Source organism: Streptomyces sp. NPDC088733 (assembly GCF_044751185.1).
Lineage (GTDB): Bacteria > Actinomycetota > Actinomycetes > Streptomycetales > Streptomycetaceae > Actinacidiphila.
On record NZ_JBIVLH010000050.1, the window covers coordinates 1 to 26,496 of the forward strand.

At 68.4% G+C, this 26,496-nt stretch carries 21 protein-coding genes and 1 pseudogene; 7 read left to right on the forward strand and 15 right to left on the reverse strand.

The features are described from left to right. Window positions 1-323: 323 nt before the first annotated feature. Window positions 324-870: pseudogene (gene tpg / locus ACIP64_RS40945) on the reverse strand (telomere-protecting terminal protein Tpg). 1,333 nt (window positions 871-2,203) lie between these two features. Between tpg and ACIP64_RS40950 the strand changes: the two are divergent. Beyond that, window positions 2,204-2,647, forward strand: coding sequence for a hypothetical protein (locus ACIP64_RS40950; RefSeq protein WP_401597823.1), 444 nt, complete (start codon window positions 2,204-2,206; stop codon window positions 2,645-2,647). Between the two features lie 139 nt (window positions 2,648-2,786). Here the strand turns inward: ACIP64_RS40950 and ACIP64_RS40955 are convergent, their stop codons facing one another. From ACIP64_RS40955 to ACIP64_RS41010, 12 genes are all read right to left on the reverse strand, one after another. Further along, a complete protein-coding gene (locus tag ACIP64_RS40955; RefSeq protein ID WP_401597826.1) occupies window positions 2,787-3,158 on the reverse strand; it encodes a toxin Doc in 372 nt (123 codons plus the stop codon). 1 nt (window position 3,159) lies between these two features. Further along, window positions 3,160-3,393 (reverse strand): hypothetical protein, encoded by a 234-nt coding sequence (locus ACIP64_RS40960; protein ID WP_401597829.1) that lies wholly within the window; start codon window positions 3,391-3,393, stop codon window positions 3,160-3,162. A 541-nt stretch (window positions 3,394-3,934) separates the two neighbouring features. Continuing rightward, window positions 3,935-5,815, reverse strand: a complete 1,881-nt coding sequence (locus ACIP64_RS40965) for an Ig-like domain-containing protein (protein WP_401597831.1) — start codon at window positions 5,813-5,815, stop codon at window positions 3,935-3,937. A gap of 871 nt (window positions 5,816-6,686) precedes the next feature. Continuing rightward, window positions 6,687-6,821 (reverse strand): DUF3761 domain-containing protein, encoded by a 135-nt coding sequence (locus ACIP64_RS40970; protein WP_401597834.1) that lies wholly within the window; start codon window positions 6,819-6,821, stop codon window positions 6,687-6,689. After that, window positions 6,799-7,866, reverse strand: a complete 1,068-nt coding sequence (locus tag ACIP64_RS40975) for a hypothetical protein (RefSeq protein ID WP_401597837.1) — start codon at window positions 7,864-7,866, stop codon at window positions 6,799-6,801. The genes ACIP64_RS40970 and ACIP64_RS40975 overlap by 23 nt, the downstream gene beginning before the upstream one ends. Before the next feature lie 535 nt (window positions 7,867-8,401). Next, window positions 8,402-9,139, reverse strand: a complete 738-nt coding sequence (locus ACIP64_RS40980) for an SPASM domain-containing protein (protein WP_401597840.1) — start codon at window positions 9,137-9,139, stop codon at window positions 8,402-8,404. Between the two features lie 40 nt (window positions 9,140-9,179). Then, window positions 9,180-9,986 (reverse strand): FkbM family methyltransferase, encoded by an 807-nt coding sequence (locus ACIP64_RS40985; RefSeq protein ID WP_401597843.1) that lies wholly within the window; start codon window positions 9,984-9,986, stop codon window positions 9,180-9,182. A gap of 313 nt (window positions 9,987-10,299) precedes the next feature. Continuing rightward, window positions 10,300-11,400 (reverse strand): NAD(P)-dependent oxidoreductase, encoded by a 1,101-nt coding sequence (locus ACIP64_RS40990; RefSeq protein ID WP_401597845.1) that lies wholly within the window; start codon window positions 11,398-11,400, stop codon window positions 10,300-10,302. Continuing rightward, entirely contained in the window at window positions 11,393-12,418 is a 1,026-nt protein-coding gene (locus ACIP64_RS40995) for a Gfo/Idh/MocA family protein (RefSeq protein WP_401597847.1), read from the reverse strand. Before ACIP64_RS40995 ends, ACIP64_RS40990 begins: the two co-directional genes overlap by 8 nt. A 41-nt stretch (window positions 12,419-12,459) precedes the next feature. Next, window positions 12,460-13,410 carry an aminoglycoside phosphotransferase family protein gene (locus ACIP64_RS41000; protein WP_401597850.1) on the reverse strand — a complete coding sequence of 317 codons (951 nt, stop codon included), beginning with the start codon at window positions 13,408-13,410 and terminating at the stop codon, window positions 12,460-12,462. A gap of 59 nt (window positions 13,411-13,469) precedes the next feature. Beyond that, entirely contained in the window at window positions 13,470-14,252 is a 783-nt protein-coding gene (locus ACIP64_RS41005) for a glycosyltransferase (RefSeq protein ID WP_401597853.1), read from the reverse strand. 47 nt (window positions 14,253-14,299) lie between these two features. After that, window positions 14,300-15,517 carry a cytochrome P450 gene (locus tag ACIP64_RS41010; protein ID WP_401597856.1) on the reverse strand — a complete coding sequence of 406 codons (1,218 nt, stop codon included), beginning with the start codon at window positions 15,515-15,517 and terminating at the stop codon, window positions 14,300-14,302. Between the two features lie 595 nt (window positions 15,518-16,112). Between ACIP64_RS41010 and ACIP64_RS41015 the strand changes: the two genes are divergently transcribed. Together ACIP64_RS41015 and ACIP64_RS41020 are read left to right on the forward strand one after the other, a co-directional pair. Continuing rightward, window positions 16,113-16,601, forward strand: coding sequence for a hypothetical protein (locus ACIP64_RS41015; protein WP_401597859.1), 489 nt, complete (start codon window positions 16,113-16,115; stop codon window positions 16,599-16,601). Between the two features lie 885 nt (window positions 16,602-17,486). Then, a complete protein-coding gene (locus ACIP64_RS41020) occupies window positions 17,487-20,531 on the forward strand; it encodes an AfsR/SARP family transcriptional regulator (protein WP_401597861.1) in 3,045 nt (1,014 codons plus the stop codon). A gap of 230 nt (window positions 20,532-20,761) precedes the next feature. Here ACIP64_RS41020 and ACIP64_RS41025 read toward each other — a convergent pair whose 3' ends face one another. Both ACIP64_RS41025 and ACIP64_RS41030 read right to left on the reverse strand, forming a co-directional pair. Further along, window positions 20,762-21,583: a class I SAM-dependent methyltransferase gene (locus ACIP64_RS41025; protein ID WP_401597864.1), complete on the reverse strand. Its 822-nt coding sequence runs from the start codon at window positions 21,581-21,583 to the stop codon at window positions 20,762-20,764. A gap of 128 nt (window positions 21,584-21,711) precedes the next feature. Further along, complete coding sequence (locus ACIP64_RS41030; RefSeq protein ID WP_401597866.1) at window positions 21,712-22,467, reverse strand: SAM-dependent chlorinase/fluorinase; 756 nt, start codon at window positions 22,465-22,467, stop codon at window positions 21,712-21,714. Window positions 22,468-22,873: 406 nt separating this feature from the next. Here ACIP64_RS41030 and ACIP64_RS41035 point away from each other — a divergent pair, with 406 nt between their 5' ends. The 4 genes from ACIP64_RS41035 to ACIP64_RS41050 form a co-directional block, all read left to right on the forward strand. Next, window positions 22,874-23,212 (forward strand): LuxR C-terminal-related transcriptional regulator, encoded by a 339-nt coding sequence (locus ACIP64_RS41035; RefSeq protein WP_401597869.1) that lies wholly within the window; start codon window positions 22,874-22,876, stop codon window positions 23,210-23,212. 521 nt (window positions 23,213-23,733) lie between these two features. After that, a complete protein-coding gene (locus tag ACIP64_RS41040) occupies window positions 23,734-23,940 on the forward strand; it encodes an MbtH family protein (protein WP_401597871.1) in 207 nt (68 codons plus the stop codon). After that, window positions 23,937-24,749 (forward strand): thioesterase II family protein, encoded by an 813-nt coding sequence (locus tag ACIP64_RS41045; RefSeq protein ID WP_401597874.1) that lies wholly within the window; start codon window positions 23,937-23,939, stop codon window positions 24,747-24,749. Before ACIP64_RS41040 ends, ACIP64_RS41045 begins: the two co-directional genes overlap by 4 nt. Window positions 24,750-24,945: 196 nt before the next feature. Further along, the coding region (locus ACIP64_RS41050; RefSeq protein WP_401597877.1) for a condensation domain-containing protein at window positions 24,946-26,496 on the forward strand (1,551 nt) is incomplete at its 3' end.

Genomic DNA, 26,496 nt, shown 5'->3' on the forward strand with positions numbered 1-26,496 from the left:
CTTGACCACCGGCTCGCATCAGACAGCACCACATCCCACCCCATGCCCACCTCAACGAGCCCGCTGCCCACCCGTCACGGCAAAGACCGTTGCAGGACTAGGGTCCTGCGCCGGAGATTCGTCGGCAGAAGCGGCCGAATGAGTCGAGGATCTCCGCGGCGCAGGACACCAGTCTGTGCGCAGCGGTCGATGCCGGCCGCGCGGACGCCGAAGGCCCCGACCCCCGCAATGGGGGCGGGATCTTCGTCCGCCCAAGGGGTCTGCGACGCTCCCGCGGGCGCCTCACCGCACAGTCGGTTTCACTGTCCCAGCGGCGATGGTCTCTACAGCTCGAAGTCGAGGTAGTCGATGTCGGGGAAGGTCACCTGCAGGCCGGCGGCGCGGCGTCCGCGGTCGCGGAAGTAGATCTCCTGCAGGCCCTGCGCTGTGATGTCCCGCAACTGCTGCTCGCTCGCCCCTGCGTCCTGCACGTCGAACAGCCGGGCCGCGTACGCGGGTGGCAGGGCCTGGGTGATCAAACGCAGGCGCGCGTCGTCGGTGGTGCCGGGGGCGGCGGTGAAGCCGAACCGGGCGCGGGTATCGATGACGATTCCCCCGGTGGTGGCCGCGGCCTGCCGGGCGCGGGCACGGACCTGCGGCTGCCAGCGCTTCGCGTTCCAGCCGAACCGCGAGATCGGTCCGGGGCTGCTGGAGCTGACCCTTGACGTAACGCTCCACCGTCCGCTGCGAGATCCCGAGCAACTCGGCGGCGGCGCGGGGGCCCTTGAGGGCTCTGACCAGGTACCGCATCCGGGCCGGAGCCGACTTCGGGACCGGGCGGGTCAACGCGCCCTGCACAGCCTTGTCGAGGCTGTCCTGGAGCATCCCCATCGGCCGATTCCTTCCCCACTGCAAGGGTGATCACCGGTGCGGGCAACGGTGAGCTGCTCGTGACGAGCAGCTGTCGTATGCCGCCGGGCCCCCGAGGCATCTCGGGGGCCTGGCCTGGCATGGAAGGGTTATCCGGATGGCATCCGTGCCGTGGCCCTACGGGCCGGTGCAGACACTAGCGAAGCCGACACGTCCGGGGTCCGCCAAGGGGGCGGTCCACCCGTTAGCTGCGATTCCCGGCGTGCGGTTCTACCGGAGGTGGGCCCGATGGCGCGGTGTGCCCAGCCGGGCAGAGTCGTAGGGGCGCCAGCGTCGATACCGATGCTGACGACGCCCTCGCCCGCGGTGGCGCCCGGCCCAGTGAGGCAGGTCTGAGCCGAGGACGCCTTCGGTGAGCTCGGCGTACTCGGTGGAGATGTCCGCCGGGACTGATCCGCTGCCCGCTCCCGGGCCGAGGTGGAGGTGCTGGTGGAGGACCGCAAGAACGGTGGACCGTTGGCGGTCACCGTGCACCCGGGACCCGGCTTCGGGCGCACCGAGTGGGGAGTGTCCTTCAAGTGAGCTCACCGCGCCTCTCACGGCGGCGGAGTACGCGGTCATCGACGCTGGGCGTGACCCTCGGAAGGCGGCTCAGGGCAGGTCTTGGGACGGGCCCGTGCTGCTGGTCGTGGACATCTCCGTTACAGCGCGGCGTGGATCCGGCCGGGCCACATCTGGGCCGGGCGGCTCGTGAGCAGCCCCCACCTCACCCCCGACTATCCGTTCGCCGCGATCGCCGTTGTCGGCCAGAGCCTGGAACACCCCGGCATCACCGACGTCGGCGCCGGCATCAACCCCCACCTGCCGGAGGCCACCCGCCGCACCCTGCACGAGTTGGTCACGACGCTCGGCTGGCCTGCCGCTCTACCGCTCAGAGACCGAACGCCGCGACGACTTTCCCGCCTGGTTGCTCACCTACGGTCAACAGCGCGGACACACCGCGCCGAACGGCAAACCACCCGCCAGCGGTGGCCCCGACCTCACAAGGCAATACAGCTACTGAACTTGAATGGGTGATGTCGGGCTCGTTGGTCGGAGGGGAGCCGGGCTGGTCCGGTAGGACTCTCGCGTGAGGTACTCACAGGGCTGCGGGCTGTCCGACGCTGCGAGGGTCGCGAGGGAGCAGGTGCGGCTGCAGCACTGTCGGGATGTCATCGACGGCTGCTTGACGGGCGCTGATCTTTCGGCGGATGCCTGATCCCCTGGTTACGCCAGCGCAGACCCGTGCTCCAATGGCAGCGCACACCCGAAGCCGTCCGCTGCTCCGGAAGGCCTAGCCCTGAACGGAAGTGACATGAGCGAGCAAGGGACCGCGGGTGCCTTCTACCTCAGGTACTGGCAGCCGACCGACCGGGTGGAGATCGGATGCCACGGGGCAAACGTCGCCGAGGTCATCGCGCACGCTGCCCGGGCCGCGCAGGTCTACAGCACGGAGTCCGATTATCTGGCCGGCGTCTCTCTGTGGCGGGGCGCCGACATCCCGGAGAACTCGTTCAACATCGCCATCGGTCCGACGCGCCGGGCCATCGTTCACACCGATAGCGAGTTCTTCCAGACCGTGACGCGAGGCCCGCGAAGCCCTGAGCGTACCCGGCTGGGCGTTCTCTTCGACGATCTGTTGGAGATCCCAAGCGACTGCTTCATCGACAGGGCGCTCGCGATTGACGCGGTGTCGCTGTGGATGACTACGGACACGCTGCTACTGGCCGCAGGCTTCTCCGACGACCTGTTTGGCTAGGTCCGTGCGGGCGTAGGAACCATCACCAGCAGACTGGGCAGCGTCCCGACATCGCCCATTCAAATTCAGTAGCCTTCTGCCGCAGGGCCTGACAACCGGTCCTCGCTACCCTGCGTTCCGTGTTCCGCCGCCGGTGGGGTCAGAGCCGCCAGCTGCGGATCTGATCCGCGCACGCGTAGACGTCCGCGCGCCCCGCCCGGACCTGTCGCGCCAGGTCGCTGAGCGCACCGTAGGGGGCATCGACGGCTTCGCCGGATGCGGCCATGTAGGCCACCGCGATCAGCGCCCCGTACATGGCGTTACGGGCCGGCAGCGGGCGCACCGAGACGATCTCGTGGAAGAGCGCTGCCGCACGCCAGGCGGCGTCCACGGTGTAGTCCAGCTTCGGTGCGTTGACCCGGTGCCGGGCGACCGCTGCGACCAGGCCGGAGAAGTCGTGGACCGACGGCTCCTTGGGCAGGACCTCGGCCTGGCGTTCCAGCAGCCAGCGGATGTCGACCTGCAGCTCCACCTCAGGCGGCCCGTCCGGTGGCGCTGTCCGGTTCCTCTTCCGGGAAGGCCTCGGCAAACTCGGCGGCATGCTTAGCAAGGAAGGCAGCGGCGGTCGCGGCCCCGTCGTCGAGGCGAGGGTCGCGCTCGGCAGCCTGCGTGATCAAAGCGGTCACCGTGGTGCCCTCGGCCTCGGCGCGCGCGACGAGACGGGCATGGACGGCGTCATCGAGTCGGATGTTGATCTGCTTCGCCATACCCCCACTGTATAGCAGGCCGCTATACAGTGGGGGGTGAGCCAGGCATCAAGGCGTCCCCACGAGCAGTCCGGGGCCGTCTGCTCTCACATCCGGCCCGCCGGGCAAATTCCCCGTCGCACGCCCGCTGGCATTGCCCCTGCGGTGGCCGATGACCGGTTGGTGTCCGTGCGTGCAGCCGCTGAAGGGCTGCACAGGCCTTCTCCCGGACATCCGTGTTCGGGTTCCGCCGGGCCGCTCGAGGACTCTCGCCGTCGCCCGTCGCCGTGGGAGCCGGCCTCGCCAGGGGGAAGCGGTCCAGGGCAGTAGCGAGCCAGCGCCCGCCGCGCCTCACGGTCGCCAGCGGCGGTGCGGATCGTCGGCGGAGTCTGCGGACGCCGGTCGTGACCGGGACTGTCCAGCGCGCAGATCCGCACCCGCAGGGAGGGCTCAGTCGTGGCTCGCCGCCCAGTGGGCCGTCGCCCTTCCCTTGAACGGCGGTCCACTGAAGAGAACCTCTGACGGAGATCGATGGTGCGGAGATCGTGGCCGGCGGCCGCCATCACACGCGGGGCATCGCGGCCTGCTCAGATCCCACACGGTCGGGTGCCTGGGGCTTGCGCGGCTGCTGACGGTCGTGTGCGGTGAGCGCGGTGCGCAGACGTACCAGGACGGGGCCGACACCGGCGCCGAGTTCCGGCGCCCTGCCCGCCGCGCCCGCGGGAGCAGCGGCGACGGCGAGCTCGATCGCCAGCCGTGTTTTCTCCCGCTCCTGGGAGGTCCGTACACCAGAGACGGTCGTACGGGTGGACACCCGCATCCAGGTGGTGGAGTCGCCGGCAAGGTCGATCCAGGTCAGCTGGGAGAAGAGCCACTCTCTCTTGCTGTCGCCGACGAACAGCACGCGCTGGCTGGTGACCACCACGGAGCCCGTTTTCACGGCGCCGGTGATCGCGCCTTGCGCGTTGCGCTGGACCAGCTCGCCGGCCGTCGACCACCGCACGACTTCGCCCCGCCGGCGCTTGCCCCACGCCTCAGGCCAGCGGCCGGCGCCCCATTCGGCCTCGTCGAACTCCGCGGCGAATTCGGCAAGGGCGACGAGGTGCCGGCGTTGCCGTTCCCACGCCGTCAGCGCGCTTTCGTAGGCGCGCAGCTGCCGTTCGTGGGCTGCGGCTTCCTGGCGTTCGCGCTCCGCGCGCTCGCGCTGCTCGCGTTCTGCCGCACGACGGGCCCGGCGTTCCTCCCGGGCAGGCCGGGAGCGGTTCAGGAAGACCACCACAGCGGTGGCCAACGCCAGGGCCAGGAGCAGGATCACCAGGAGGCCGATCCACTGGCCGGTCGTCCACCGGTCGTCGACGGTGACGCGGATCTTCTTGCTCACCGCGTTGCCGTAGGCATCCGTTGCCACGACGGTCACGACGTAGTCGCCGGGGGCGAGTTCCCTGTCCAGCGTGGTGGCCCCGGCCCGGGCGGTGTACTGGGGGAAGCGCTGCTCAGCGGTGGTGCCGTAGGTGACGGCGACCTCGGCGCCGTGCTCAGTGGTGACGGCCAGTGCCAGCGTTCCGTGGGTGGCGCGCTCCGCGCTCGTGGTGATCGTGAGTGTGGGAGCGGTGGTGTCCACGATGGTCCGGGTTCCGGTGGCGCGTCCGGTGCGGCCGTACGGGTCGGTCACCTCCACGACCGGCGCCGGGTACACGCCGTCGGCCATCTGCAGACCGACCTGCGCCCTTCCGTTCTTGTCGGCGGTGAACGTCTCACGAACCGCGTCGCCCACGACGAGCGTCCCCCTACTGAGAGGCGGCACAGTCAGGGTGTAGGTCGGGCGGGCAGAGCCCGGTTTGCCGGTGGTGACCAGTACCGGTGTCAGCTTGCTCAAATCGACCTTGAACGCACGCGTCGTACGGCGCACGTTGCCGGCATCGTCGGTCACGGCGAGCCGGGCGGTGTAGCTCCCGTTCGGCAGACTGAAACCCAGGCCGTCAACGCTGCCGCCGCCGTCAACGACGCCGGAGAAACGCTCCTTGCGGCCGTCGATGGTGAGGGTGTACGCGGCGTCCGCCTCGGACTCGACCGTCACGGGTGTGACAGCGGTGGCGGGATCGGGCGTGCCCAGGGAGAAGAGCCCGATCTCGGGCGCTTGCGAGTCGACCTCCACGGTGATCCCGTCCGACTCGTCACTCTCATTGCCTGCGGCATCCGTTGCAGTGACGGAGTAGGTGTGCGATCCGTCGGCTGCCTTGAAGGTGATCACCTGACTGCCACCCGTCGCCGTGGCCGTGGCGACGACGCGGGTGTCGTAGTCCGCGTCGGTCTCCGTGATCTCGATCCGGGATCCCTGCTCTGCGGTGACCGTCAGGCCCACCCTGCCGCCACCTGCTCCCGCACCCGTCGAGGGCTTGCCGAGCTTCGGCTGCCGCGGCGCGGTGAGGTCCTCCTCCTCCACCGCGGGCTCACTGCCCCCGCGGCCGGGGCACTCGCTGAAATACCCCAGATCCCCGCACACGTAGGAGCCCGTGTCGGACGGACACGAGTGCCAGCGATGACAACCGTCCCGGTGGGCCTGAGCCGGCACCGGAAACAGCACAATGAACAGCAAGCTCACGACGAGGGCGGCTCCCGCCCGCGGAAACCCGCCTCTGCGCATGGTCAACACAGACCGAACAGACATCTATCCCACCCCATGATTCCCCCCACCCGGCACCTCGGACGTGGCACCGGGCCGGTATTCCTGACCTGCTCACCTCACGGGTGAACGAGGCGTTGAGAATAGGGCACAAACCCTCTGCGGTATCAACGATTGCGAAGAAGCCACTCGAACACGCCCCACGTCGAAGGCCTCCGACCCCGCCTCTCGCCAAGCAGCCACGGCAACTGCGGTTGAAGTCGCCGAGCGCCCGGTAGCCGCGGCCCAGTCCACCCAGGGCCACGGCAAACTGCACGCGGTCCATGCCGCCAGGTCCATAGCCGACCTCACCGACAGCCTGAAGCAGGTCTCAGGTATCGCTTGACGGCAACCACCGAGTCGCCGACGAACGGCCGCAGGAGGGTGGAGGGTTCATGATTCGCCGCATCACGATGCGCAGCTCCCCGACAACCATCGACTTCACCTCGCAGCTGGAGCGACGCAGCCTTCCTGGCCGGGAGTCCGTCGCCCTCGTCCGTGCGCACAGCCCGCTACGGCCACACCAGTGCTCGGTGGACCGACGCAGCAGCGCATGCCCCGGCGTTATCCGGGCGTCCTGTACGAGCTCGCCGACCCGTCGGGGCATGACGATCAGGGGCTGCCGGTACCGGTGCGACAGGAACTCCGGTGGTCAGCGGTACCAGTAACGGACGCCGTGGTGATGGCTGCAAGTGCCCTGGAAGTGGGCGGAATAGCTGTAGGTGCCGTCCTTGCATCTCGCGGTCGCCCCGCGCGGGTGAGCGCTACCGGCCTTGCACACCCCCACGGTGTGGCGGGCGCAGCCGGCAGCAGCGGCCGGTCCGGCGACGGCGATCGGGGTCAGGACAGCGGCGAGGTCGAGGTCGAGGGGCACCCGCGGACTGACCCGGATCACCAAGGCCTCCGGCTGTAAGCCGGCTGCGGTCCGTCTCATCCTCGAATGCGCCCACGCGGCAGCTCTTCTCGCGCACGACGGTCAGCAGCGGATCCTGACGACAATGGCGTTCGGCGCCTGGACGGCGAGCGAACCGGCCGGGCAGTACGCGCAACTCGCCCTGGCCTGGCGCACGATGCGCTTCACCCCCACCCGGACCACCCCGATCGCGACCCGCTACGTGCGCGTCCGGCAGCGGCCGCACCGTCAGGCAGGGGTGAGGGGCGAGGCTGTACGGCTGCCGCCCGACCGTGACGGTGGCTATGTCACTCCACCGGAAGAACCTCCCCTCGTCGGCCACCTCGCGCATGGCGATGACGGCCGCACCGATCCGCAGCTCCATCGGCTTGCGCCGGCGAACGGAGTACTGGCGCACCTGGGTCCAGCAGACAACCATGCCGAGCAACGACACCGTGACCGGGATCCCGATGCCCGAATCGCTGTCGAGCCGGTCGCTGTAGACGAACACCAACGCGTACACCGACACGAACACCGCGCTGAACAGCAACGCCCACATCGTCCAGACACGCGTCCGCGGGCCTTCGCCCAGGTCGGCGGTGAAGGTCCGCTCCCCTCCGGGGACGCTCAGTTCGGGCCCGGCAACCGTCACCGGGATCGGCGGCCGCACCGCGCGCGGTGCCGTCTCGAAGCGGTCGCCGGCGTACGAGGCGAGCGCGTCACGCAGATGCCCGACGTGCTGGTCCAGGTCCGCGCAGTTCAGCAGCGTGTAGCGGTCAAGGGCGTCCCGGCCGCGATCCTGCTTGCGCGGCAGCGTCACACCCGGCGCCGTCCACAGCCGCAGCCGCGGCTTGGGGGGCGTGGTGTCGCTGTCCGCCGGCTGCTCGTACCACAAGGAGACCGCGTTGATCTGCCACCACGGCAGTACGGCGTCGTGCAACGTGATCCCGAACGCGTCGATCCGCAGCCGGAACGGCCGCCGTGCCCTGCGCAGTTGGCTCCACCCGTAACAGGCGACCGGTACCGACAGAGCCGCGAGGAGCGCCTGACCGGGCTCGGGGCTGCCGGAGCCGGCCAGCTACACAATTGCTCCCGCAAGCAGCTCCAGACCCCATCCCGCCCACCATGACCCGCGTCTTCCCAACGTCCGCTCGACCGTGAATTCCACCGCTGCCCAACCCCCTTGGCCGTCTCCCCACCGGCACCATCAAGCATCGCGCGCAGTCAACGCCCCGCCCCCGCGAGCGGGTGGTCGCCCTACCGTGACGCCCACGGGACATCAACACCCGACCGTTCACCGCGATGCCGCCTCGCGGTACGCCGGGCGAGTGCGCGCCTCCGCGGTTGATCACATAAGGAGGCGTCACGCGGTCGACGGCGGTACTCATCGGTCCTGGCCCGCCGGAAGCGGGTGCCCGGCCGGACCGACCCCGGCCCCGGGAGCGCCCGGGACGGGCAACCCACCTCGCGGGAGGTCAGAACATGCGCCCGAATCCGCACGTGCGGCAACCCGGGAGGGAGAACTCGCCGCGAACGTTGGCGCGATGGACTTCCATGCGCTCGGGCAGCGTCCACGCCTCCTCGATCGTCATTTCCTTCATATTGCCGAACACCTTCTGGGCCAGGTAGTCCTCGCAACAGAGAATGAGCTGGCCGTGGGCGTTGATGTGCAATTCGTTCATCACGACGCCGCACGACTTCCTGGCCTTGACCTCCAGCGGAATGAGGCCGGCCCGGTTCGAGGCATTCGCCTTGATCTGCTGGCTGGTCTTGTACCGGAATTTCGGAGGACTGTTGTCGTACCGCTTCATGATGTCCTTCACGCCACGCGGCATGCGGTCACCGTGCTGTGTCACGATGAATGCGTCCACGGACTCACTCAGCTCATGGAAGAGGTCAAGCGTGAGGAAATCACCATTCGTGTAGAGAGCGATGCGGGCCAACGGCATCTCACTCCTGGAGAGTTTCAGCAACGCCGGCATCCTGGGGTCTGCCAGCGGCTCGCCGTAATTGTGGGGACTGAACTGGTTGCAGAAGTTGTTGCGCCCGAGATCGGACACGATCTTGTGGAACAGCTCGTCGGACATGCGCACCTCGTTGGCCCGAAGTCCACGGTCGAAGATGCTGTTGGGGCAGTAGTCACACCGTCGGTTGCAGTAGGTCGTCGTCTCGACCTCCACGAACATCGGCTGATAGTCGGAGAAAGTTCCCATGCCTGAACTCCTTCATTGTTCCGAAAGTGACGAGCGGGCCTCAGCTCGCGCGGGAGGGAAGCCGGCGCGAGTAGATCAGCAGGAAGTACCGGTAGTCCTCGGTCACGCGCAGCGGTGGGACGCAGGATTTGTTGCTCTCGTCGAAGTGGCTGACGACATAGGTATGACCGGCCTCGTGAAGAGCAGCCAATATCGCGTGCAGGGACTGCGGGAGCTCGGCAAAACCATGGTATTCGATGAGCACTTGGTCAACCGCGGCCAGCCGGTTCCCCAACTCAGAAATTACGTCGGCTTCCGCACCCTCAACATTCAGTTTCAGCAACGAGACCGGCTCATCCACATAAGGGCTCAGGCGGCGGGTCGGTACGGCGACGACGTCTCCTCGTGCCGCCGCCACAAGACTTCCGCTGTCGCTACCGGTTGCAGTGAAGGTCTGCTGGCCGTCGCGGCCGCTGAGCGCCGCTTGAACCGTCGTCACATTCTGCAGACCGTTGCGTTCGATGTTGCGGCACATCAACTGGAAGATGGCCGGATCGGGCTCGAACACGGTGATGTGAGCCTCCGGGAAGAGCTGCCGGAATCGCAGCACGCTCAGCCCGAGCCAGCCGCCGCCGTCGATGATCCGTGCCGGACCGGACAGGGGGTCGACATCGTAGATGCGCGCGCCGAACAACAGCCGAAGAGTGTGCGCAAAAGCACGCGGAGCAACGTACTCGAGTGTCCAGGGTCCGAGCCGGACAGTGCCGGCAGGTGCGCAGTCCGGCTCGAGCAGCGAGCCGACGACGCTCTCCAACTCCACCGGGTCCATGTCGGATCCGTCGAGGCGAGTGGTCGAGTGAGTGGTCATGGAAGCATGCCTCCGGTGTGTCGGTGCTCGCCGTGCCCCTCCCACACGCCAGTGCTGCCGGGCGGTGCGATCAGACGGTTTCGAGCTGGGGGAAGGGTCGTGATGCCTTCTCGATCGTGCGGTCCGCCGGGTCGAGGACCAGGACGGCGACCGGCGCGGCAGGATCGTTGCTGAGGGGGTCCGACGCGCGGGCGCAAGGCTTCACCACGAAACCGCGCGGCATCGCCACCAGGAGCCGGGGCCCACCGCACGTGTGGCGCGCCACGGTGTCGGGGGCGGATGCTGCCTGTGGATCGTCCTGCTCGGCCGACGCTCATGAGTCGCTGCTCTCGACCGCGGTGCGAGCAGCCCTGGAACCGCGTCCTGTGATGACACGCTTCCACCGGTCCATGGTGGTCGCCCACGCAGGAGCCGTGCCGTTGAGGACCCGTTCGAAGTCCGACACCAGTTCGTCGAGGATGAGACGATGGGCCGCCAGCGTCCGGCCTGCGACGTGAGGGGTGTGCACCACGCCGGGCATGCCCCGCACCCGGTGACCGACTGCCGGCGGTTCTTCTTCGTAGACATCGATGCCAAGACGCAGACGCCCCACGGCGACCTGGTCGAGCAGCGACTCCATGTCGACCGTGGAAGCGCGTCCTACGAGAACCACCACCGCCCCGGACGGCAGTGCGGCCAACACGTCGGCGCTGACCAGGCCGACGGTGTCGTGGCGAGGCTGGGTCGCGACGACGAGGATGTCGGAGTTCTCCGCAAGCTGCTGCACCGAGGCCGCCAGCGAAAGCCCTCGACTCCGGGATTCCGGTTCGGACAACCACGAGGAGTGGACGATGACATCGGCACCGGCCGCCAGGAAGAGGTCCGCGGCGTGCGAGCCTGTGCCGCCGAACCCGACGATGCCGACCCGGCTGCCGAAGACGCTTGTCCGCGGGAGGACTTTCCCCCCGCTCGGGTCTCCGCCGTCCTCCCAGCCGTCCCACCATCCGCCGGCAGCCATCAGGCTGTGCTTGCGGGGGAGGTCGCGCAGCGTGCTCACGCACAGGGCGAAGGCGAACTCCGCGACGACGCGGCCCATGGCCCCGGAAGCGTCGCAGCACGCGATGCCGCGGCTCACAGCGGCGGACACATCGAGGAACCGCCAGCGGCCGTCCTGTGTGGCACCGATGTACCGCAGGTAGGGAGCGCTCGCGAGGCGCTGCTCGTCCAGCTCCGGCGAGTCGATGGCCCACCCCAGGACGAACAGCGCACTGCTGCGACGCAGCTCGGCCTCCATCACACGCTCGTCCGCGGTGTGGGGCAGGACGGTGACCTGCGCGCTGCGGGCGAGGCGTTCGAGGGCCCCTTCGTCCACCAGATGCCGCTTTGCGAAGGCATCGACGACAACGAGCGCGCGCGGACGGTCCGGATCAGTCACCAAGCACCTCCCTGATGTCTGTCTCCCGGGCGTCCTGCGGCCGGACCGGACCTCGGGTGCGGGCTGCCTGGTAACCCGCGACGCAGACCTCCAGAGCGCGCACGGCCCGGGCTCCGTCGTGGACTGGGGCGCGGCCATCGGCGAGCGCGTCGGTCAGCTCGGCCAGGGACCGCGACCACTGCTGGGCGGCGAGAGCGCTCTCCCCCGTCTCTATCTCCTGCCAGCCGGTGGAGGGGCCGAGGACGCGAAGGACCGGACCGCGGGCCCAGCCCTCCCCCTCCGGCACCACACTGGCGAACTCGATCACAGCGTCGGTGGTGATGATGCGCAGCAGCGGCTGGCCCGCGACGTCGGCGCCGCACTCCAACTGGCCGCGCAGACCGCCGGCGTACTCCCAGACGAGGCGGCCACGGCCTTCCAGACGCAGACCGGCATGGGTCCGCCCATCAGTGAAGTCGATGGCGGCGTCCACCCAGGTGACCGGTGCGTCGTCGGCGACGAGGTGGGCAATGTCGATCCAATGCGGTCCCCAGTCGAAGAGGGTCGCGTCCTTCGCGTAGCCCTCGACGCGGACGGGGCGGCCCAGGTTTCCTCCGCGGGCCATCTCGACCGCCCGGCGTACGGCGAGACCGAAGCGACGCTGGTGGTTGACCGCCACCGTCATACCGGCCCCTGCCGCAGTCTCCAGCAGCCGCCGGGCCGCGGGCACACCGGTGGCCAGCGGCTTCTCGCACAGCAGTCCGGCATCGAATCCTTCGGCGGCCAGTTCGGCCACTACGCCCGGCTGTCCGAGCGGTCCGGTGGCGACGATCACCACATCCGGTCTGTGCGAGACCAGTTCGGCGATGGAGGTGACCGCCTGGCCACCGTGCTCCGCGCACAGTGTCCTCGCCTGCTCCTCCTCGGCGTCCAGAGCGGCCACGAGTCGGGCGTTGGGGAGCCGGCCCACGGTCGTGGCGTGCGCGGCGCCGGCGTCACCGCAGCCGATCAGAGCCAGCTTCCACACTCGGTTGGTCATGACGTTCCTCGTCTCCTGTGTCTCCTGGGCCGGACGCCCGGCTAGTTCCAGCGCGTCCGCGTACGCAGCCAGCGAATCGCCGTCTCCGCCTCGGCCCGCTGAAAGGCCCGGATGGAGGCGGTGTTCCAAACGGCCGGCTGACGGGCGGCAACCACGAACCGGCCGGCGAGCGCGGCAAGCACACTGTCCACGGCGGCGGGCGGGGCGGACCGCCCCGCAGGGTGGGCCAGAAAAATCGTCTGCGGGTCTGGATGGCCCTGCACCGCGGCGCACAGAGCGAAGATCATCGGGTCGATCCAGTCCTGGCCCTGGGCGGCCCATGCCCAATCGACAAAGGTGACCCGATCACGCGTGATCAGGATGTTGTCGGAGCGCAGGTCGGAATGGAGCAGGGTGCCACCTGCCGCCGCGGCGGGGAACTCCGTCTCCGCAGCGGCCAGGTTGCGCACATTGCGGCGCGCCCATGAGGGCACGTCGTCAAAGGAGTCGTCGGCGTCGAGGAGCGAGTTCCAGCCCTCCCATTCCTCCAGGCTGCCGCCCCAAACAGGCAGCGCCGGCAGCAGGTTCGCAATCGCCGGGACGGTGAGCGCGGTGAGCGCGGTGAGCGCATCGATGGTTCTCGTCAGGTCGTCCTGCCTCCAGGGCACTGCGGGCATGCGACCGGCGACGTCCTCGAAGAGGAGCGCCGTCCACGTCCCGTGGTCCACACGCCCGAGAAATGCGGGGGCGGGCAGTCCAAGGTCAGGGGTGAGGGCAGCCGCGACCACGGCCTCCTGCTCCGCGAGTGCGACGGTGACCGGGTCCGCCTCGCGGTCGACCGCCTTGACGAAGGCCCGCGAGCCGTCGGCGCAACGTAGGCGTGCCGCTACGCCGCGGGAGAAGCCTCCGGTCTGCGGCTCGGCGGCCACCACCGGGGAGCCCAGCCGGTACTCGACAGCTCTGCGGACCGCCTCGGGCATGGCGGCCCAGGGGAGGCGGGAAGCCCGTGCCACGGGAATCGGGTGTGCCGCACCGGCTGAGACGGCCTCGGTGACGGCACCAGGGAGCCGGCTCACGACAGCGCTCCCACGTGGTCCAGATCACCGAGGTGATCTTCGAGCGCCGCTACGACGGGCAGGGCGAGCTCGCTGAACAGACACGGGTGCGAGCGCAGCCAGGCCACGTCCATTGAGGCGGTGTAGTGACGGCTGAACCAGCCGTAGTGGTGCAGGATGCGGATGGAGTCCGTCTCTCCCGCGCGGGCCGGCCGGGTGAAGATCTCCTCCCATTCCTTCCAATGGCGGGGGAAGAAACTCCTCAGGTCGGCGAAGTCACCGGGCTCGGCTGTCTGACGTACGAGTCTGGTCCAGCGGTAGACGATGCTCTGGTAGACATCGAGGTCCTGCGGGGGCATCAACAGCAGGTCGTCCACCATGGCCGCGGGCAACGGATCGCCGGGCGGGAACCCCATGACGCCAATGTGAACGATCTTCCCGTCATCGAGCAGCAGCCGGTGCGGGAGGTCGTCCAGAGGGCGGGTGGTCAGGGTGTCCGTGTCGAGGTAGAGGCCGCCTCCATGGGCCAGTGCCCAGAAGCTGATGAGGTCCGAACGGTGTGCCACGTAGGTCATGCGGCGGTACAGCGCGGCGTGTTCGGGGGTCAGGCGGGACTCGGCGTCGACCGGCTCCACACTGATCCGGGGTACCTTGGCCAACAGGGAGAACCAGTGGTTGTCCACCGGAACTTCGTCGACCAGCAGCACGACCCGGTCGGGTGTATGCAGGCCCGCGGAGGCCACGGCAAGGAAGTTGCCGAAGTCGAAGTCCTGTCCCGACCAGTACATGTAGACGGGCATAGTGTTGCCTTTCGGGAGTGGCGCGGCCGCCACATCGACGGGGCGGGTCACACCGTGATCCGGGTGGTGATGCCGAGCGGGGTACGCATGCCCATGCCGATGCTCCAACGGACAGCGACGGGCGGCGGGGCGAGCCGGAACCGGGACACGTAGGCATCGAGTACCGGGCGGATGGTGTGGTGGGCGACTCTGGCTCCGAGGCAGGCGTGCCGCCCACGACCGAAAGCCACGTGAGCGCCGGTACGGTCCCAGCGGAAACTCAGGGGTTCCGGGAATCGCTCGGGGTCGCGGTTGGCCGCGACCAGGACCAGGACCACCCTGTCCCCGGCGGGGATGCGCTTGCCGCGCACGTCCAGGTCGCGTGCCGCACGCCGGGGCGCGAGGTGGAAGGGTGTCGCCAGACGGACGGCCTCGGTGACGAATCCGTCGGGGTCGGTGCGGTACCCGTGGACATGAGCCGGTCCGCCGCCGAGAGCTTCGACAGCCACGGCGAGAACGGCCACGGTGGGCTCCAGGGCCCCGGTGACGATCTGAGCGTAGATCGCCACCGCGTCGGCCAGACCGACGACGCCGGCGTCCACGGCTCTCCCGACGGAGGCCGCAAGAGGGCTCCCCCCGGCGGCGAGCGTCCTTCGCGTGAGGTCCGTCAGCTCGTCCAATGCCTTCTCGGCCTCGTCCACCAGCGCCAGGTCGATACTGCCACGGCCCACGAACTCCATCAGCCGCTCGGACCAGTCGACCAGACGCGGGAAGTCGGCAGCCGAAATCCCGAGCAGTGCGCTCAGCGCCGTCCGGCAAGCCGGCCGGAACAGTGTCTGCACCAGATCGGCCCCTGCCGCCCCGTCATGAGCGGGGCTGATGCTGTCCTGGACGATTCCCGCCACGCGGGAAACCTCGTCCGGCGTGAAAGCGGGCCGCATGACCTTGCGGATGACGGTGTGGCGTGGCGGGTCGAGGAACATCGGCCACCGTGAGAGGAATTCGACGAACGGCCGGGCGGCCGCCCTCTGCGGTTCGGCGAGCTCACGCAGGAAAGGCTCGGGACTGCGGGCACCGAGCCGGTCGTCCAGCAGTAGCCGCCAGACATCGTCGAAGCGCGTGATGTACCAGGACGCCGTCTCGGGGTGCCAGAGCACCGGCGATGTTCTGCGGGCGTCGTCGAACCAGATGAGCGGGTCGTCAGGGACGAACAGCTGATGCTGCTTCTCGGGCCCATGGGGCGCCACAGTTTGGGGAGCCCGGGTCGCGTCAGTCTGTGTGGGCATGGGACGGGGTTCCCCTTCTCTACGGGACGTGGCGTGGCCGGCACTGGACGGCTCACCCGGCTGTCCCGGCAGGCTGCCGTCTTCCGCGGGCGACACGGCGGCCGCGGTCGCAGGCTCCTGCCCGCGAACGGGAACCGTGGACATGGCCCACAAGTCGTCGTGGCATCCATGATTGGCGGCCCGCGGGCGCCGCCCAAGTCACGAGGGTCAGGTACCGCGAATGCGGGACACGTGGTCGCGCCCCCTGGCGCCGGTTGGCCGGAGAGATGTCCCGGCTTCTCGTGACTGGCGTTGCGGCGTCACGCCTGCCATATTGACGGCCGACGAGGAGCTCACCGGATCACGGCGGGGCGTACCAGCCCGCTCAGCACGGCATTCGCCCGTGTGGGAGACCCCTGCTTCGGCGCGGCCGGCACCGTCGGTGCGGCAGCGGATGCAGGGCGGCGCGCCTCTTGCACAGCTGACGCCACTTCGTGCTGCGTCGTTGCTTGTCCGGGGACCCCTCAGCGGTCTCGTGCCGTTCTCGATCGCCCCCTCTCCCGCCGGTAGCCGGCCCCTTCGTACTCCGCCCTTGACACCTGCCTGGAGGATCCGCGTGACCGAGACCCGACGCCCTTGGGCCGTTTTCGACATCGACGGCGTGGTGGCTGACGTCGCTCACCGCGTGGTCCATCTGACCGCTTCGCCACCCGACTGGGAGGCTTTCTTCTCCCTGGCGGGCAGCGACGCCCCTCTGCGTGCGGGAGTCGCCCTGGCGTCGGAGCTCATGGCCACCCATGAGGTGGCATGGATCACCGGGCGGCCGGAACGCATCCGCTCCATGACCACCGAATGGCTCCGGGCACAGAATCTGCCGGTCGTGCATCTCTCCATGCGTCCGGACGGGGACGACCGTCCCGCCAGTGTGCTCAAGACAGCTTGGCTGGCGGAGCTGGCGCGGATCCGTCGCATCGACCTCGTAGTGGAGGACGACGACGCGGTCGTCGCATCGGTCCGAGCGGCAGGCTGGCCCGTTCGGCAGGTGTCCTGGGCCACGCAGGCACCGCACCTGCACCTGGCGCAGGAGCAGTGGGGCCGTACCTGAGGCGATCACACCCGGTCCCACCGTCCGGAAATCTGCCGCACCAACGGCCCCGGTCGTCGTCAAGTCGGGCCTCTGTCCCGCCCGCCGTCGGCCGCTTGTCTGAACGAGCGCCCAAGGCCCCGGTCAGCTCCTCTCGACAGACGGTTTCCACCTCCGCGACGTTCCCGTACCCCCAGGGCATCGCGTTGCACAGCCGGCATCCCGTGATCGCCCACGTCAGCGGAGTGGTCGCTCAGGCACACGTCCAGCGGCCACCAGAGGTAGGCAACCGGGCGGGGCAGACCCTTCCGATGGATGACATGACGTCTCACCCTCCTGATGTGAGGCCGCGCCTACTGGCCGCCTTCGCGATTCGGCCGCGAGTCCGTGTCGCCGACAGGCGAAAAGGGACCGGTGGCGGCGCTTGAGAGGGAATCCCCTTCAGGAGGTTCGGGTCGTCGAGTCGGGCCGGGAGGAGTGGCGACCGGCGTGGACGGCAGTCGGCCGCCACATCGCCGTGGCCGCCGAGCTGGACCGGGTCCTGGTGACCTACGACGGCGTCGAGGCCGCCCGCCATGCCCGCGGACGGGCCTGCCGTCGGATCCTCACCGGTCCCGATCCCCGGGCCACCTGGGACCGGCACGACCCGCCTCGTCCACCGCACCACAAGCAACTCGCCCACGAGCGACCGCTCTTGCATGCACGGCCGCGACCTCGGCGGGTATCCGCTGCCGACACCAGGGAATGACCAACATCACGGGACACAGCGGGGGTCAACTTTCATCCACCGAAAGTGGGTCAAGGTTCACGCGTCGCCGACGAGTCCGATCCGTTACTCTGACCACCGCTAGTCGGCTCCGGTTATACGTTCTCCAAGCCAAGTCCCCATCGCAGTAAGGACGAAGCGTGCCAAACCTTCGGGTTTCCATCCTCGGGCTCCTTCAACTGCACCGGAACGGAACACAGGTCGATCTCGGCAGCCCACAGCAGCAATCTCTTTTCGTCGCCCTGCTCATGCGTGAGGGCAGGACCGCCACCGCCGGAAACCTCATCGAAGCGCTCTGGGGCGACAACGAGCCGGCCTCGGCGAGGAGAACGCTGCGCACTTATGCCTGGCGCCTGCGCAAGATACTCGAGGAAGACAGCAGGTTCCCCAGCACGCTGGTCTCGGTGGGAGACGGTTACCGACTGGTTCTGGACGGCGACTACGTCGACTTTCTGGACGCCGAACACTTGGCGCGCAGCGCCTATCACGCCCGCCGGGTCGACGACCTCGAAGGGGCCTACGATCGTCTGGAGGCGGCGCTCGCGCTATGGCGTGGTGAGCCCCTGGCCGCGATTCCCGGCCCGTTCGCAACTCTGCAGCGCGACAGGCTGAACGAAGTCCGCCTCGTTCTGCAGGAGGAGCTGATGGAGACCGGTCTCGCGCTCGGCCACGGCATCCGTTACCTGTCGGAGCTACCGGGGTTGATCGACCGCTATCCGCTTCGGGAACGGCTGTACACGCTGCTCATGCACGCGCAGTACCAGTCCGGGCGGAGAGCCGAGGCGCTCGACACCTACCGCAGGGCTCGCGATGTGCTGGTCGGCGAACTGGGTGTGGAGCCCGGGCCCGAACTGCACGCGTTGCACCAGCGCGTACTGGCGGGATGCGAGGAACTGCTGGATGCGGCGCCCTCACGCAAGCCCCATGTCATCGCAAACACGGTCGAGCACGCATCCCCGGCCGCCGCCGAGCCTTCTCCGACGGCGGACGAGCCGACGTCCACCCCACCGGGCCGCGAGGACCTCCCAAGCCGTCATCCGGCCCAGCTTCCGCCCGACCTCATAGACTTCACCGGTCGATCCCATCTCACCCTGACGATCGCCTCCTTGCTGAACTCGCCGCAGCGGTCCGCCTTGCCCGTGAGCGTGCTGCTGGGCATGGCGGGTGTAGGGAAGTCCGCCCTTGCGGTACATGTCGCCCACACCATCCGAAGCTCGTACCCCGACGGCCAGCTCTACGCCAACCTGCGGGCCGGCGACGGCGGTCCCGTACGGCCGGACGACGTACTGGCGGGTTTCATCGTGTCCCTCGGCTACTGTCCGGACGACGTCCCGGCGACCTTGGAGGCACGCACCGCGCTGCTACGGACGGTGCTGAACGGACGTCGTGTGCTGCTGGTCCTGGATGACGCGGTCGACGTCGAGCAGGTCCGTCCCCTGCTCCCCGGTTCGGCGGAGTGCGGCGTGCTCATCACCACCCGCACCCGGCTCGCGGGCTTGGCGGCCCTGCACGTGGAAGTGCCCGCCTTCTACCCCTCCGAGGCCCTGGACCTGCTGAAGCGGACGCTTGGTGCCGAACGCGTCGAAGCCGAGCGCACGGCGGCCCTGGAGATGATCGAGTCGTGCGCGATGCTGCCGCTCGCCATTCGGATCGTCGCCGCCCGGCTGGCCGCCCGGCCCCACTGGTCACTGCGTTCGCTCAGCAATCGCCTCTCCGACGAGTTCAAACGCATCGAGGAACTCCGGTCGGGAAGCATGACCCTCTCCACCGTCTTCGACCTCACCTACCGGCATCTGCCCGAGGACCAGGCAAAGGCGCTGCGCAGGGCAGCGACCGTGGACAGTCCCTCGCTCTCGCTGACGTGCGCAGCGGCGCTGATGGACATGGCGGAGAACGACGCGGAGGTACTGCTCGACGCCCTCGTCGACCAGGCCATGCTGGAGTCACCAGCCCCCGGACGCTACCGGTTCCACGCGCTGCTGCGTGACTTCGCACGCCGCAAGACCCACCCGGAGGAGCAGCGGCAGGCGGTCACGCGGCTGCTGGATTTCCTCCTCGCTTCTGCGAAGAACGCCTTCGCCCAGGTGGTCGCGGACCCCATGGAGAGCGCGCTCAGCCCGACTCGATCCGTGGGCCGGCGATTCGCGAACGCCGCAGAGGCCCGTGGCTGGGCCGCGGAGGAGGGCGAGTGCGCGCTCGGCCTGGTGCGGCAACTGGCCCGAATGGAAACGGCCTCGGCGGGCGGGGCACTGTGGGACGGGCCGCCGCAGGATGCGTTGTCGCGGCTGCGCTCCTGCGTCGACCTGCTGATCGTCCTCGGTGCACAGTGGCAAACGCTCAATTACTCCTTCTTCCAGGACGCCCTCGACGTCCTACAGGCGGCCGTGACGCAGTCACGGGACCTGCGGGCCATGGGCAGGGTCCATTTCCTGTACGCCGGTGTGGACCTGGCCATGGGCCGCTACGTCCGAGCGGAACAGCGGGCGTCCGAGGCGGTCAGGATGTGCGACGACTCCGACGACCCTGTCATCATGCGCCAGGCACTCAACGACCTCGGACTCGCCAAACAGAACCGGGGAGACTTCCAAGGCGCCATCGAGTGCTACGACAGAGCCATCGAGTTGGCGCGGCGGCTCGGCCACGCACGGGGAGAGCTGATCACCACCGTGAATGTCGCGCTGCTGAAGGTGCACATGGGCGAGCCGGGCGAGGCCGAACAGATCTGCCGGCGAGTGCTCGCCGAACTGGTCCCGCAGAGCAACGCCGCCGGTACCGCCTACGTCCATTACGTGCTGGGTCTGGCCCACCACCGTCTCGGCTCGTACGAATCGGCGGTGACCTGGTTCGAGAATTGCCTCGCCCTGTGCACCGCTGGTGGCCTGCGGGTTCGCGAAAGCCACACCCGGCTGCGGCTGGCGGAGTCACTGGCGGCCATGCAACTGTACGACCGGGCCGCCGAGCAAGCCAGGCTCTCGGTCGAGCTGTACGAGGACATGGCCGACACGCACCAGCTCGGTCAGGCACTGAGGGTGCTGGGCCAGACACTCCGGACTCTCGGCCAGGAGTCCGCCGCCGACGAGTGCCTCACCCGCGCCGATGAACTCGTCTCGAGCCTGCCGCTCTCGCCGGAGCCGTCCTCCGTGCCCACCACCCTGTCCGGCGGCAAGACCGGCAACCGTCCGTGAGACCGGGACCGTACGGAGCGGCGTCACGCTCGACGGGACGGGGCGTGATGATCACTCCCACGACACCGGGCCGGCCGGCGCAGGGGTACAGGCGGTGTGCCGGAGCCCCGACCGCGCCTCGGCACATCTCACCTCGGCGGCCCCGGGGGTCGTCGCGCGGCTTCGCTCCCGTACCCGACCTCGGCCTGCCGGTGGGGCCGGCGCCCGGTGTGCGATCCGGCACACCGCACTCACCGGAGATCGGGTCTGGCATGTGAGGCCACCACGAAGAGATTGGCTCCCCGGCCTCCCGAGTCGGGATCGATGAGCATCTCCTTCTCCATTGCGAGGACGCGCTGGAACAATTCTTCGTTCTGCAGCAGCCGTTCCGACTTCGAGCCCGGACCTGCACCGACGTCCGGGTAGATGAGGCTGGGGAACCCGGTCAGCAGATCCACATTGAGATTCGCCGCTGCGTGCGTGGCGCGAATCTCCCCGGGGGTGAACAGGTGACAGTACGGCGCTGGGTTGGTTGGCCAGTGCCGGCCTTCGAGGCTCCGTTCGATCTGTTCGGTCGCTCCCAGTGCCAGCTCCTCGAACGCCGCGTGCCAGCGGCTGGGCAGGAACGACACCATCAGCCCGTCGACCGAGAGCAGTCGCGCGAGCGACGCGATCACCGAACCGGGGTCGGGAACGAAGCCGAGCAGATGGTGGCTGTTGAAGACGAGGTCGAAGGTCTGCCCTTCCAGGAGGACCGCCGCGTCGTGAACATCAGCGCACAGATGCACGACCCGATGGTCGTAACCATGACGGACGGCCCTGTCCTTGGCCTGGTCGATCATCCCGGCTGTCAGGTCGTACAGCATGCCGCTGCTGGCCGGGTACTGGGTGGCGATCCGGTGAGTCCACCGCCCGGCCCCGCCCCCGACATCCAGGAACCGGAATCCCGGAGGCAGGCGGGAGAAGACGGACAGTTCCAAGGCCGCCCACTGCAAGGCATCCACGAGCCGTCCGTGGGCGCCCCGCCAGTTCTCGTCGTAACCGGAGGCCTTGCGCTCGAAAAAGTCCCGCACCGTGGCTGACGGATCCTCATACCTGTCCAACGTGGCACACACCCTTCCCCCGCGCTGCCCTCGCCCCAGCACCATGCACTATTGACGTGCCCCTGTCATAGATTTCGCCAAGCTCAACAGCAGGTGGGTCAGTGGTGCACGTCCAGGACGCATCCCACACCGCAGTCGAGGTCCAGCATGCCCCTGGAGCGAACCTGGCCGAGCTCGTGCAGTCCGAAGGAACTGCCGGGATAGACCACCCACACACCTTCCTGATGATCCATCATGCGCTCCCCGTAGACGGCCTCAAATGTGTGATCGCAACATGAGACCGTCACATGATCGCCCTCCTGCACACCGGCGGGATCGAAGGCGAACTTTGCGTTCCCGAAGTTGTCGACATGGACCACAAGGCCCTGTGACAGCGGAAGGCGTCGCACGGCGTCCACGGAGAACGGCTCGCCCACCTCGGCAGGGCGCCGGCCGGCTGCGAGAGCCCCCACCACTGGCGCGTGGACCGCCTTGCCGCCGAACGGGACGAATCCGGGATCCGCCATCTGGAAGCACTCCGCCACACCGAAGTCCGCGGCCAGCCATCCCAGAGCGCCCGTGTTGGCCCCCACGAAGATCAGACCGCCTCGCTCGGTGCGACCCACGAGCCGCTCCGATCTGACGGGTGCGCTGTTGAGCACACACATGATCACAGTTCCCTCAGCAGCACTCTCCGCCACCAGCCGCACCAGGAAGGCCGCGTTGATCTCCGAGAAGGGCTGAGCGATGACCAGCGGCTCGATTCTCACATCGACTCCGGGATCGATCGCCTCCGCGGCCTTCTGGATGACCAGACGCATCTCCACGAAAGCGACGTCACTACAGTCCGACACAATGACGATGCGCGACGCCATGTCTCCCTCAAGCGTCCTTCCACGAGTTGTCATGCGATGTGCTGTTCGACCCGCCAGAGCGGAAGCGCCCGGATCGCTCGTGCCGGCCCCCACCCTCACACCTGTGGTCCAAGACGACCGACGGCCCCGGCTCTGTCGTCCACACAGCCGGACGAGGCATCCGCCACAGCAGATTCAAGCAGAGCAGCACACCCCGGTCGCCACTGAGTTTTCCGGATTCAGCAGAATCCGCTGCCGCCCCGGACCCGGAGCAGGACCGGACGTGCGCATTCGGCGTTGATCCGGCTGCCATCTACCGCAGATCGTCCCCTGCAAGGCTCGTGCACGCGACCTGACGGCGGGAAGCCGGCGGCATCGACAGCACCGACGGGGTCGCGCCAGATCGAGAGGCATCGGAGGCTTGACAATGGGCACGTTGCACCCGTATTCGACTCCTCGTGCCGTCAATCGGTCAGGGAAGTCGTCAACGCCCCGCCTTCTTCTCGACGAACGGCAGCGCAGGCTCGTCCTCCTCCTGCTCGCCGGGCACACCGATGCCAGCGCGGCAGAAGAACTCGCGATCAGCCCCCGCACGGTGACCAACATCCTGCGAGGCATGATGAACCGCCTCGGCGTCGACAACCGCTTCCAGCTGGGCGTCGCACTAGGGGCCCGCATGCACGGCGCGGCACTCCCGGGATGCGCTTCCGATCCGGCGCAGTCGCCGTCCGCGCCGCAGCGGGTGCGGCGCAGCACTCCTTCTTGACACTGCTCAGCCTCTCCCGGAGGAAGGAACCGGATCATCTCGCCGCCCCGCAGCTAGCCCGGCTGTCGGCGCGTCAGGCGCCCGCGCCGGCCGTTCGGTCCGCCCTCGTACGTTCGCACCCGTCCGAGCCGCGGGACGGGCACACACGCACGCTCGGTCCCGGCCCTGATGGGACCGGTTCACGGAGCACAGGTCACGCAGCGATCCATGGACCCTGCCCTGCTTGCCCCCGGGCCAAGAGCGCAGCAGAAGAGTGATCCGGCTGGATCCGAGACAGCCGGCGCTGTCAAGTAACGCCTCTTCGGGACTTTTGGGTTCGCGCCCCTCGCGGTCTGATAGTCGCGGCTACGGAACCGCTTGCCCCGCGATCGCAAGTCCGGGCGGAGACGTGCGCGAACTGTCGATCAAGACATCAACTCGGGATTTCGGCAGTCGAATCACCGATGTCGACTGCCGCGGTCCGCACCTCTCCGCGTCCGTGTGCACACAACCCCCATCAGGTGACCGAGGAGCCAGTCATCATGAGCAACCCATTCGACAACGCTGACGGAACCTTTCTGGTCCTGGTCAACGACGAGAACCAGCATTCCTTGTGGCCCGAGTTCGCCGAGGTTCCCGCGGGCTGGACGGTGGTACACCCGGCGGACACCAAGCAGTCCTGCCTGGACTACATCGAAGCCAACTGGACCGACCTGCGACCCAAGAGTCTGATAGAGGGCGTGGGATGACCGCGCCCTACCTGCCGGTCTCCGATCCGCCGGGCGCAGGCATTCCTGCCGGCACGCCGTGGCAGCCGGTCGTCGACAGCAGCGACCCGTGGTTCCGCAGATATCCGGTCAGGCGCCCCGTCGCCCGCTTGCTCTGCCTGCCTCACGCGGGGGGCACTGCGGGCGTGTTCCACGGCTGGCCCCGATCATTGGCACCCACCATCGAGATGCTCGCCGTCCGGTACCCCGGCCGCCAGGAACGGCTGGATGATCCCTTCCCCACGAGCCTTGAGGATCTCGCGGAGGACATCGCCGAACAGCTGCTGCAATACCTCGATCTGCCGGTGGCGGTGTTCGGCCACAGCATGGGCTCCGCCGTCGCCTACGAGGTGGCTCGGCGGATCGAGGAATGGAAACCGAACGCGCTGGTCAGGCTCTTCGTCTCGGGCCGCCCTGCCCCCGCCGGAGGCCCGCTCGGCACCGGACACCTGGCGGACGACGAGGCCTTGGCGGCGTGGGCGGCCGAGCTGGGCGGTCCGACAGCTGAGGTCTACGCCGACCCGGAACTGCGCGACCTGCTGCTGCCGTCCCTGCGAAGCGACCTCGGCCTGCTGGACACCTACCGTCCGTCCCGGCTCGTGCCGCTGCGAGCACCGGTCAGCGCGTTCGGCGGCGACATGGATCCGGGCTGCACACCGACAGAACTGTGCACCTGGAACCAGGTTACCGAAAGCGATTTCGAGATCCTCAGGTTCCCAGGAGACCACTTCTATTTCATACCCCACTCGGCCGTCCTGGCCGAGGAGATCTCCTCCCGCATTCCCTGCTAGGACCCGTGACCGGAGAGGTTCGCCGCATGAGATCCGGCGAGCCTCTCCGGCCGTAGCACCAGCGGTCCTCGCACCGCCCCCTCTCACACCCCACCGGCCACACCAGGCGCAGGCATTCAGGTGAGCCAACCGCCGGCGGCACCGTGGGCCTCACGCACTCGCCTCCTCAGCAGCTCTTCCTCGAAAGTTGATGACGATGTCTTTCTCGCGTAACGGTTCCTGGCCGCTGTCCCTACCGCAGACCGGTATTTGGTTCGCGCACCAACTGGACCCGACCGGGTTCGCCTACAACATCAGCGAATGCGTGGAAATTCAGGGTCAGATGCATTCCGACCTGCTCCGGACCGCTCTCCGCCGGTCCGTGGCCGACGTCGACACCCTGCGTGTCCGGCTGGGAGAAAACGCTGACGGGCCCTACCAGTGGCTCGAGGACGGGAGCGAATTCGTCCTGGACGTACTGGACTTCAGCGACGAAGAGGATCCCGTGGCGGCCGCCTGGGATTGGATGCGGACCGACACGTCCACTCCCGTGGATCTCATCAAGGACGACTTGTGGCAGATGGCGCTGCTCAAGGCAGCGGACGACCGGTTCTTCCTCTACTACCGCTACCACCACATTCTGATCGACGGCTTCAGCGGAGCAGCGTTTCTTCGCCGCCTGGCCGAGGAGTACACCGCACTCTCCGAAGATGCGCCGAACCCGGAGAATGCGTTCGGACGGCTTCACACGCTCTTGGAGGACGACGCGTCCTACCGCGGTTCGGAGCGATTCCGGCGTGATCGCGATTTCTGGCGCGACCGGTTGGCGGGTATGCCCAGCGTCGCGACCCTGGCCATGCGATCGGAGCGGGGGTCCTCGCGAGGGCGTCTGCGCAGCACGGCACAGGTGTCGCAGCACACCCTCGACTCCCTGCGCGACAGCGCACGCCAGGCCCGCACGAGTTGGTCGGCGCTGGCGATCGGCGCCGCCGCCGCGTATCTGCACCGGATGACAGCGGCCGGCGATCTGACCCTGGGCATGGTGGTCGCGGCCAAGCCGGCCGCCGTGCGGAACATTCCCGCGGTGACGTCCAACCAGGTGCCGCTGCGATTCTCCATCGACCCGGGGACATCGCTGTCCGAGCTCACCCGGGCAGTTTCGCAGGAGGTCCGGCAGGCGCTGCGCCACCAGCGATACCGGTACGAGGACATACGCCGCGACCTGAAACTCGTCGACAATGGGGCAGGTGTGTTCGGCCTGTCCGTCAACATCATGCCGTTCGACTACGACCTGCGGTTCGGAACGCACTCCGTCACCGCCCACAACATCTCCAACGGCCCCGTCGACGGACTTGCGCTCACCGTTCTGGAACGATCCGACGGGCAGGGTCTGACGGTCATTCTCGACGCCGACTCGGACCTCTACGACGAGTCGGAAGTGGCCTCCCATCACAAACGCTTCCTGCGGATCCTGGAATCGGTCGCGTCGGCCGACCCCCACACACCGATCGGTCGAATCGACCTCCTCGACGCCGACGACCGAACGCGTCTTCTGTCCGTTCGGGCGGCCGGCGCAACGACTTCGGCCGACGAGACCGCCCTGCTCCCCGGGTTGTTCGAGGCGCAGGTGGTGCGGAGTCCTGAGGCGACCGCGGTGGTCTTCCAGGGGCAGGAGCTGAGCTACGCGGAGCTCAACGCACGCGCGAACCGGCTGGCGCACCTGCTGATCAGGTCCGGGATCGGCACCGAGGACCCGGTGGCCGTCCTT

Excerpts from the sequence above, each read along its gene's own strand:
- ACIP64_RS41045 (WP_401597874.1), top strand. The coding sequence starts at position 23,937 with ATGACCGCGCCCTACCTGCCGGTCTCCGATCCGCCGGGCGCAGGCATT.
- ACIP64_RS40995 (WP_401597847.1), bottom strand. The coding sequence starts at position 12,418 with ATGACCAACCGAGTGTGGAAGCTGGCTCTGATCGGCTGCGGTGACGCC.
- ACIP64_RS40980 (WP_401597840.1), bottom strand. The coding sequence starts at position 9,139 with ATGGGAACTTTCTCCGACTATCAGCCGATGTTCGTGGAGGTCGAGACG.
- ACIP64_RS40960 (WP_401597829.1), bottom strand. The coding sequence starts at position 3,393 with ATGGCGAAGCAGATCAACATCCGACTCGATGACGCCGTCCATGCCCGT.
- ACIP64_RS41030 (WP_401597866.1), bottom strand. The coding sequence starts at position 22,467 with ATGGCGTCGCGCATCGTCATTGTGTCGGACTGTAGTGACGTCGCTTTC.
- ACIP64_RS41035 (WP_401597869.1), top strand. The coding sequence starts at position 22,874 with ATGGGCACGTTGCACCCGTATTCGACTCCTCGTGCCGTCAATCGGTCA.
- ACIP64_RS40985 (WP_401597843.1), bottom strand. The coding sequence starts at position 9,986 with ATGACCACTCACTCGACCACTCGCCTCGACGGATCCGACATGGACCCG.
- ACIP64_RS41040 (WP_401597871.1), top strand. The coding sequence starts at position 23,734 with ATGAGCAACCCATTCGACAACGCTGACGGAACCTTTCTGGTCCTGGTC.
- ACIP64_RS41005 (WP_401597853.1), bottom strand. The coding sequence starts at position 14,252 with ATGCCCGTCTACATGTACTGGTCGGGACAGGACTTCGACTTCGGCAAC.
- ACIP64_RS40950 (WP_401597823.1), top strand. The coding sequence starts at position 2,204 with ATGAGCGAGCAAGGGACCGCGGGTGCCTTCTACCTCAGGTACTGGCAG.
- ACIP64_RS41010 (WP_401597856.1), bottom strand. The coding sequence starts at position 15,517 with ATGCCCACACAGACTGACGCGACCCGGGCTCCCCAAACTGTGGCGCCC.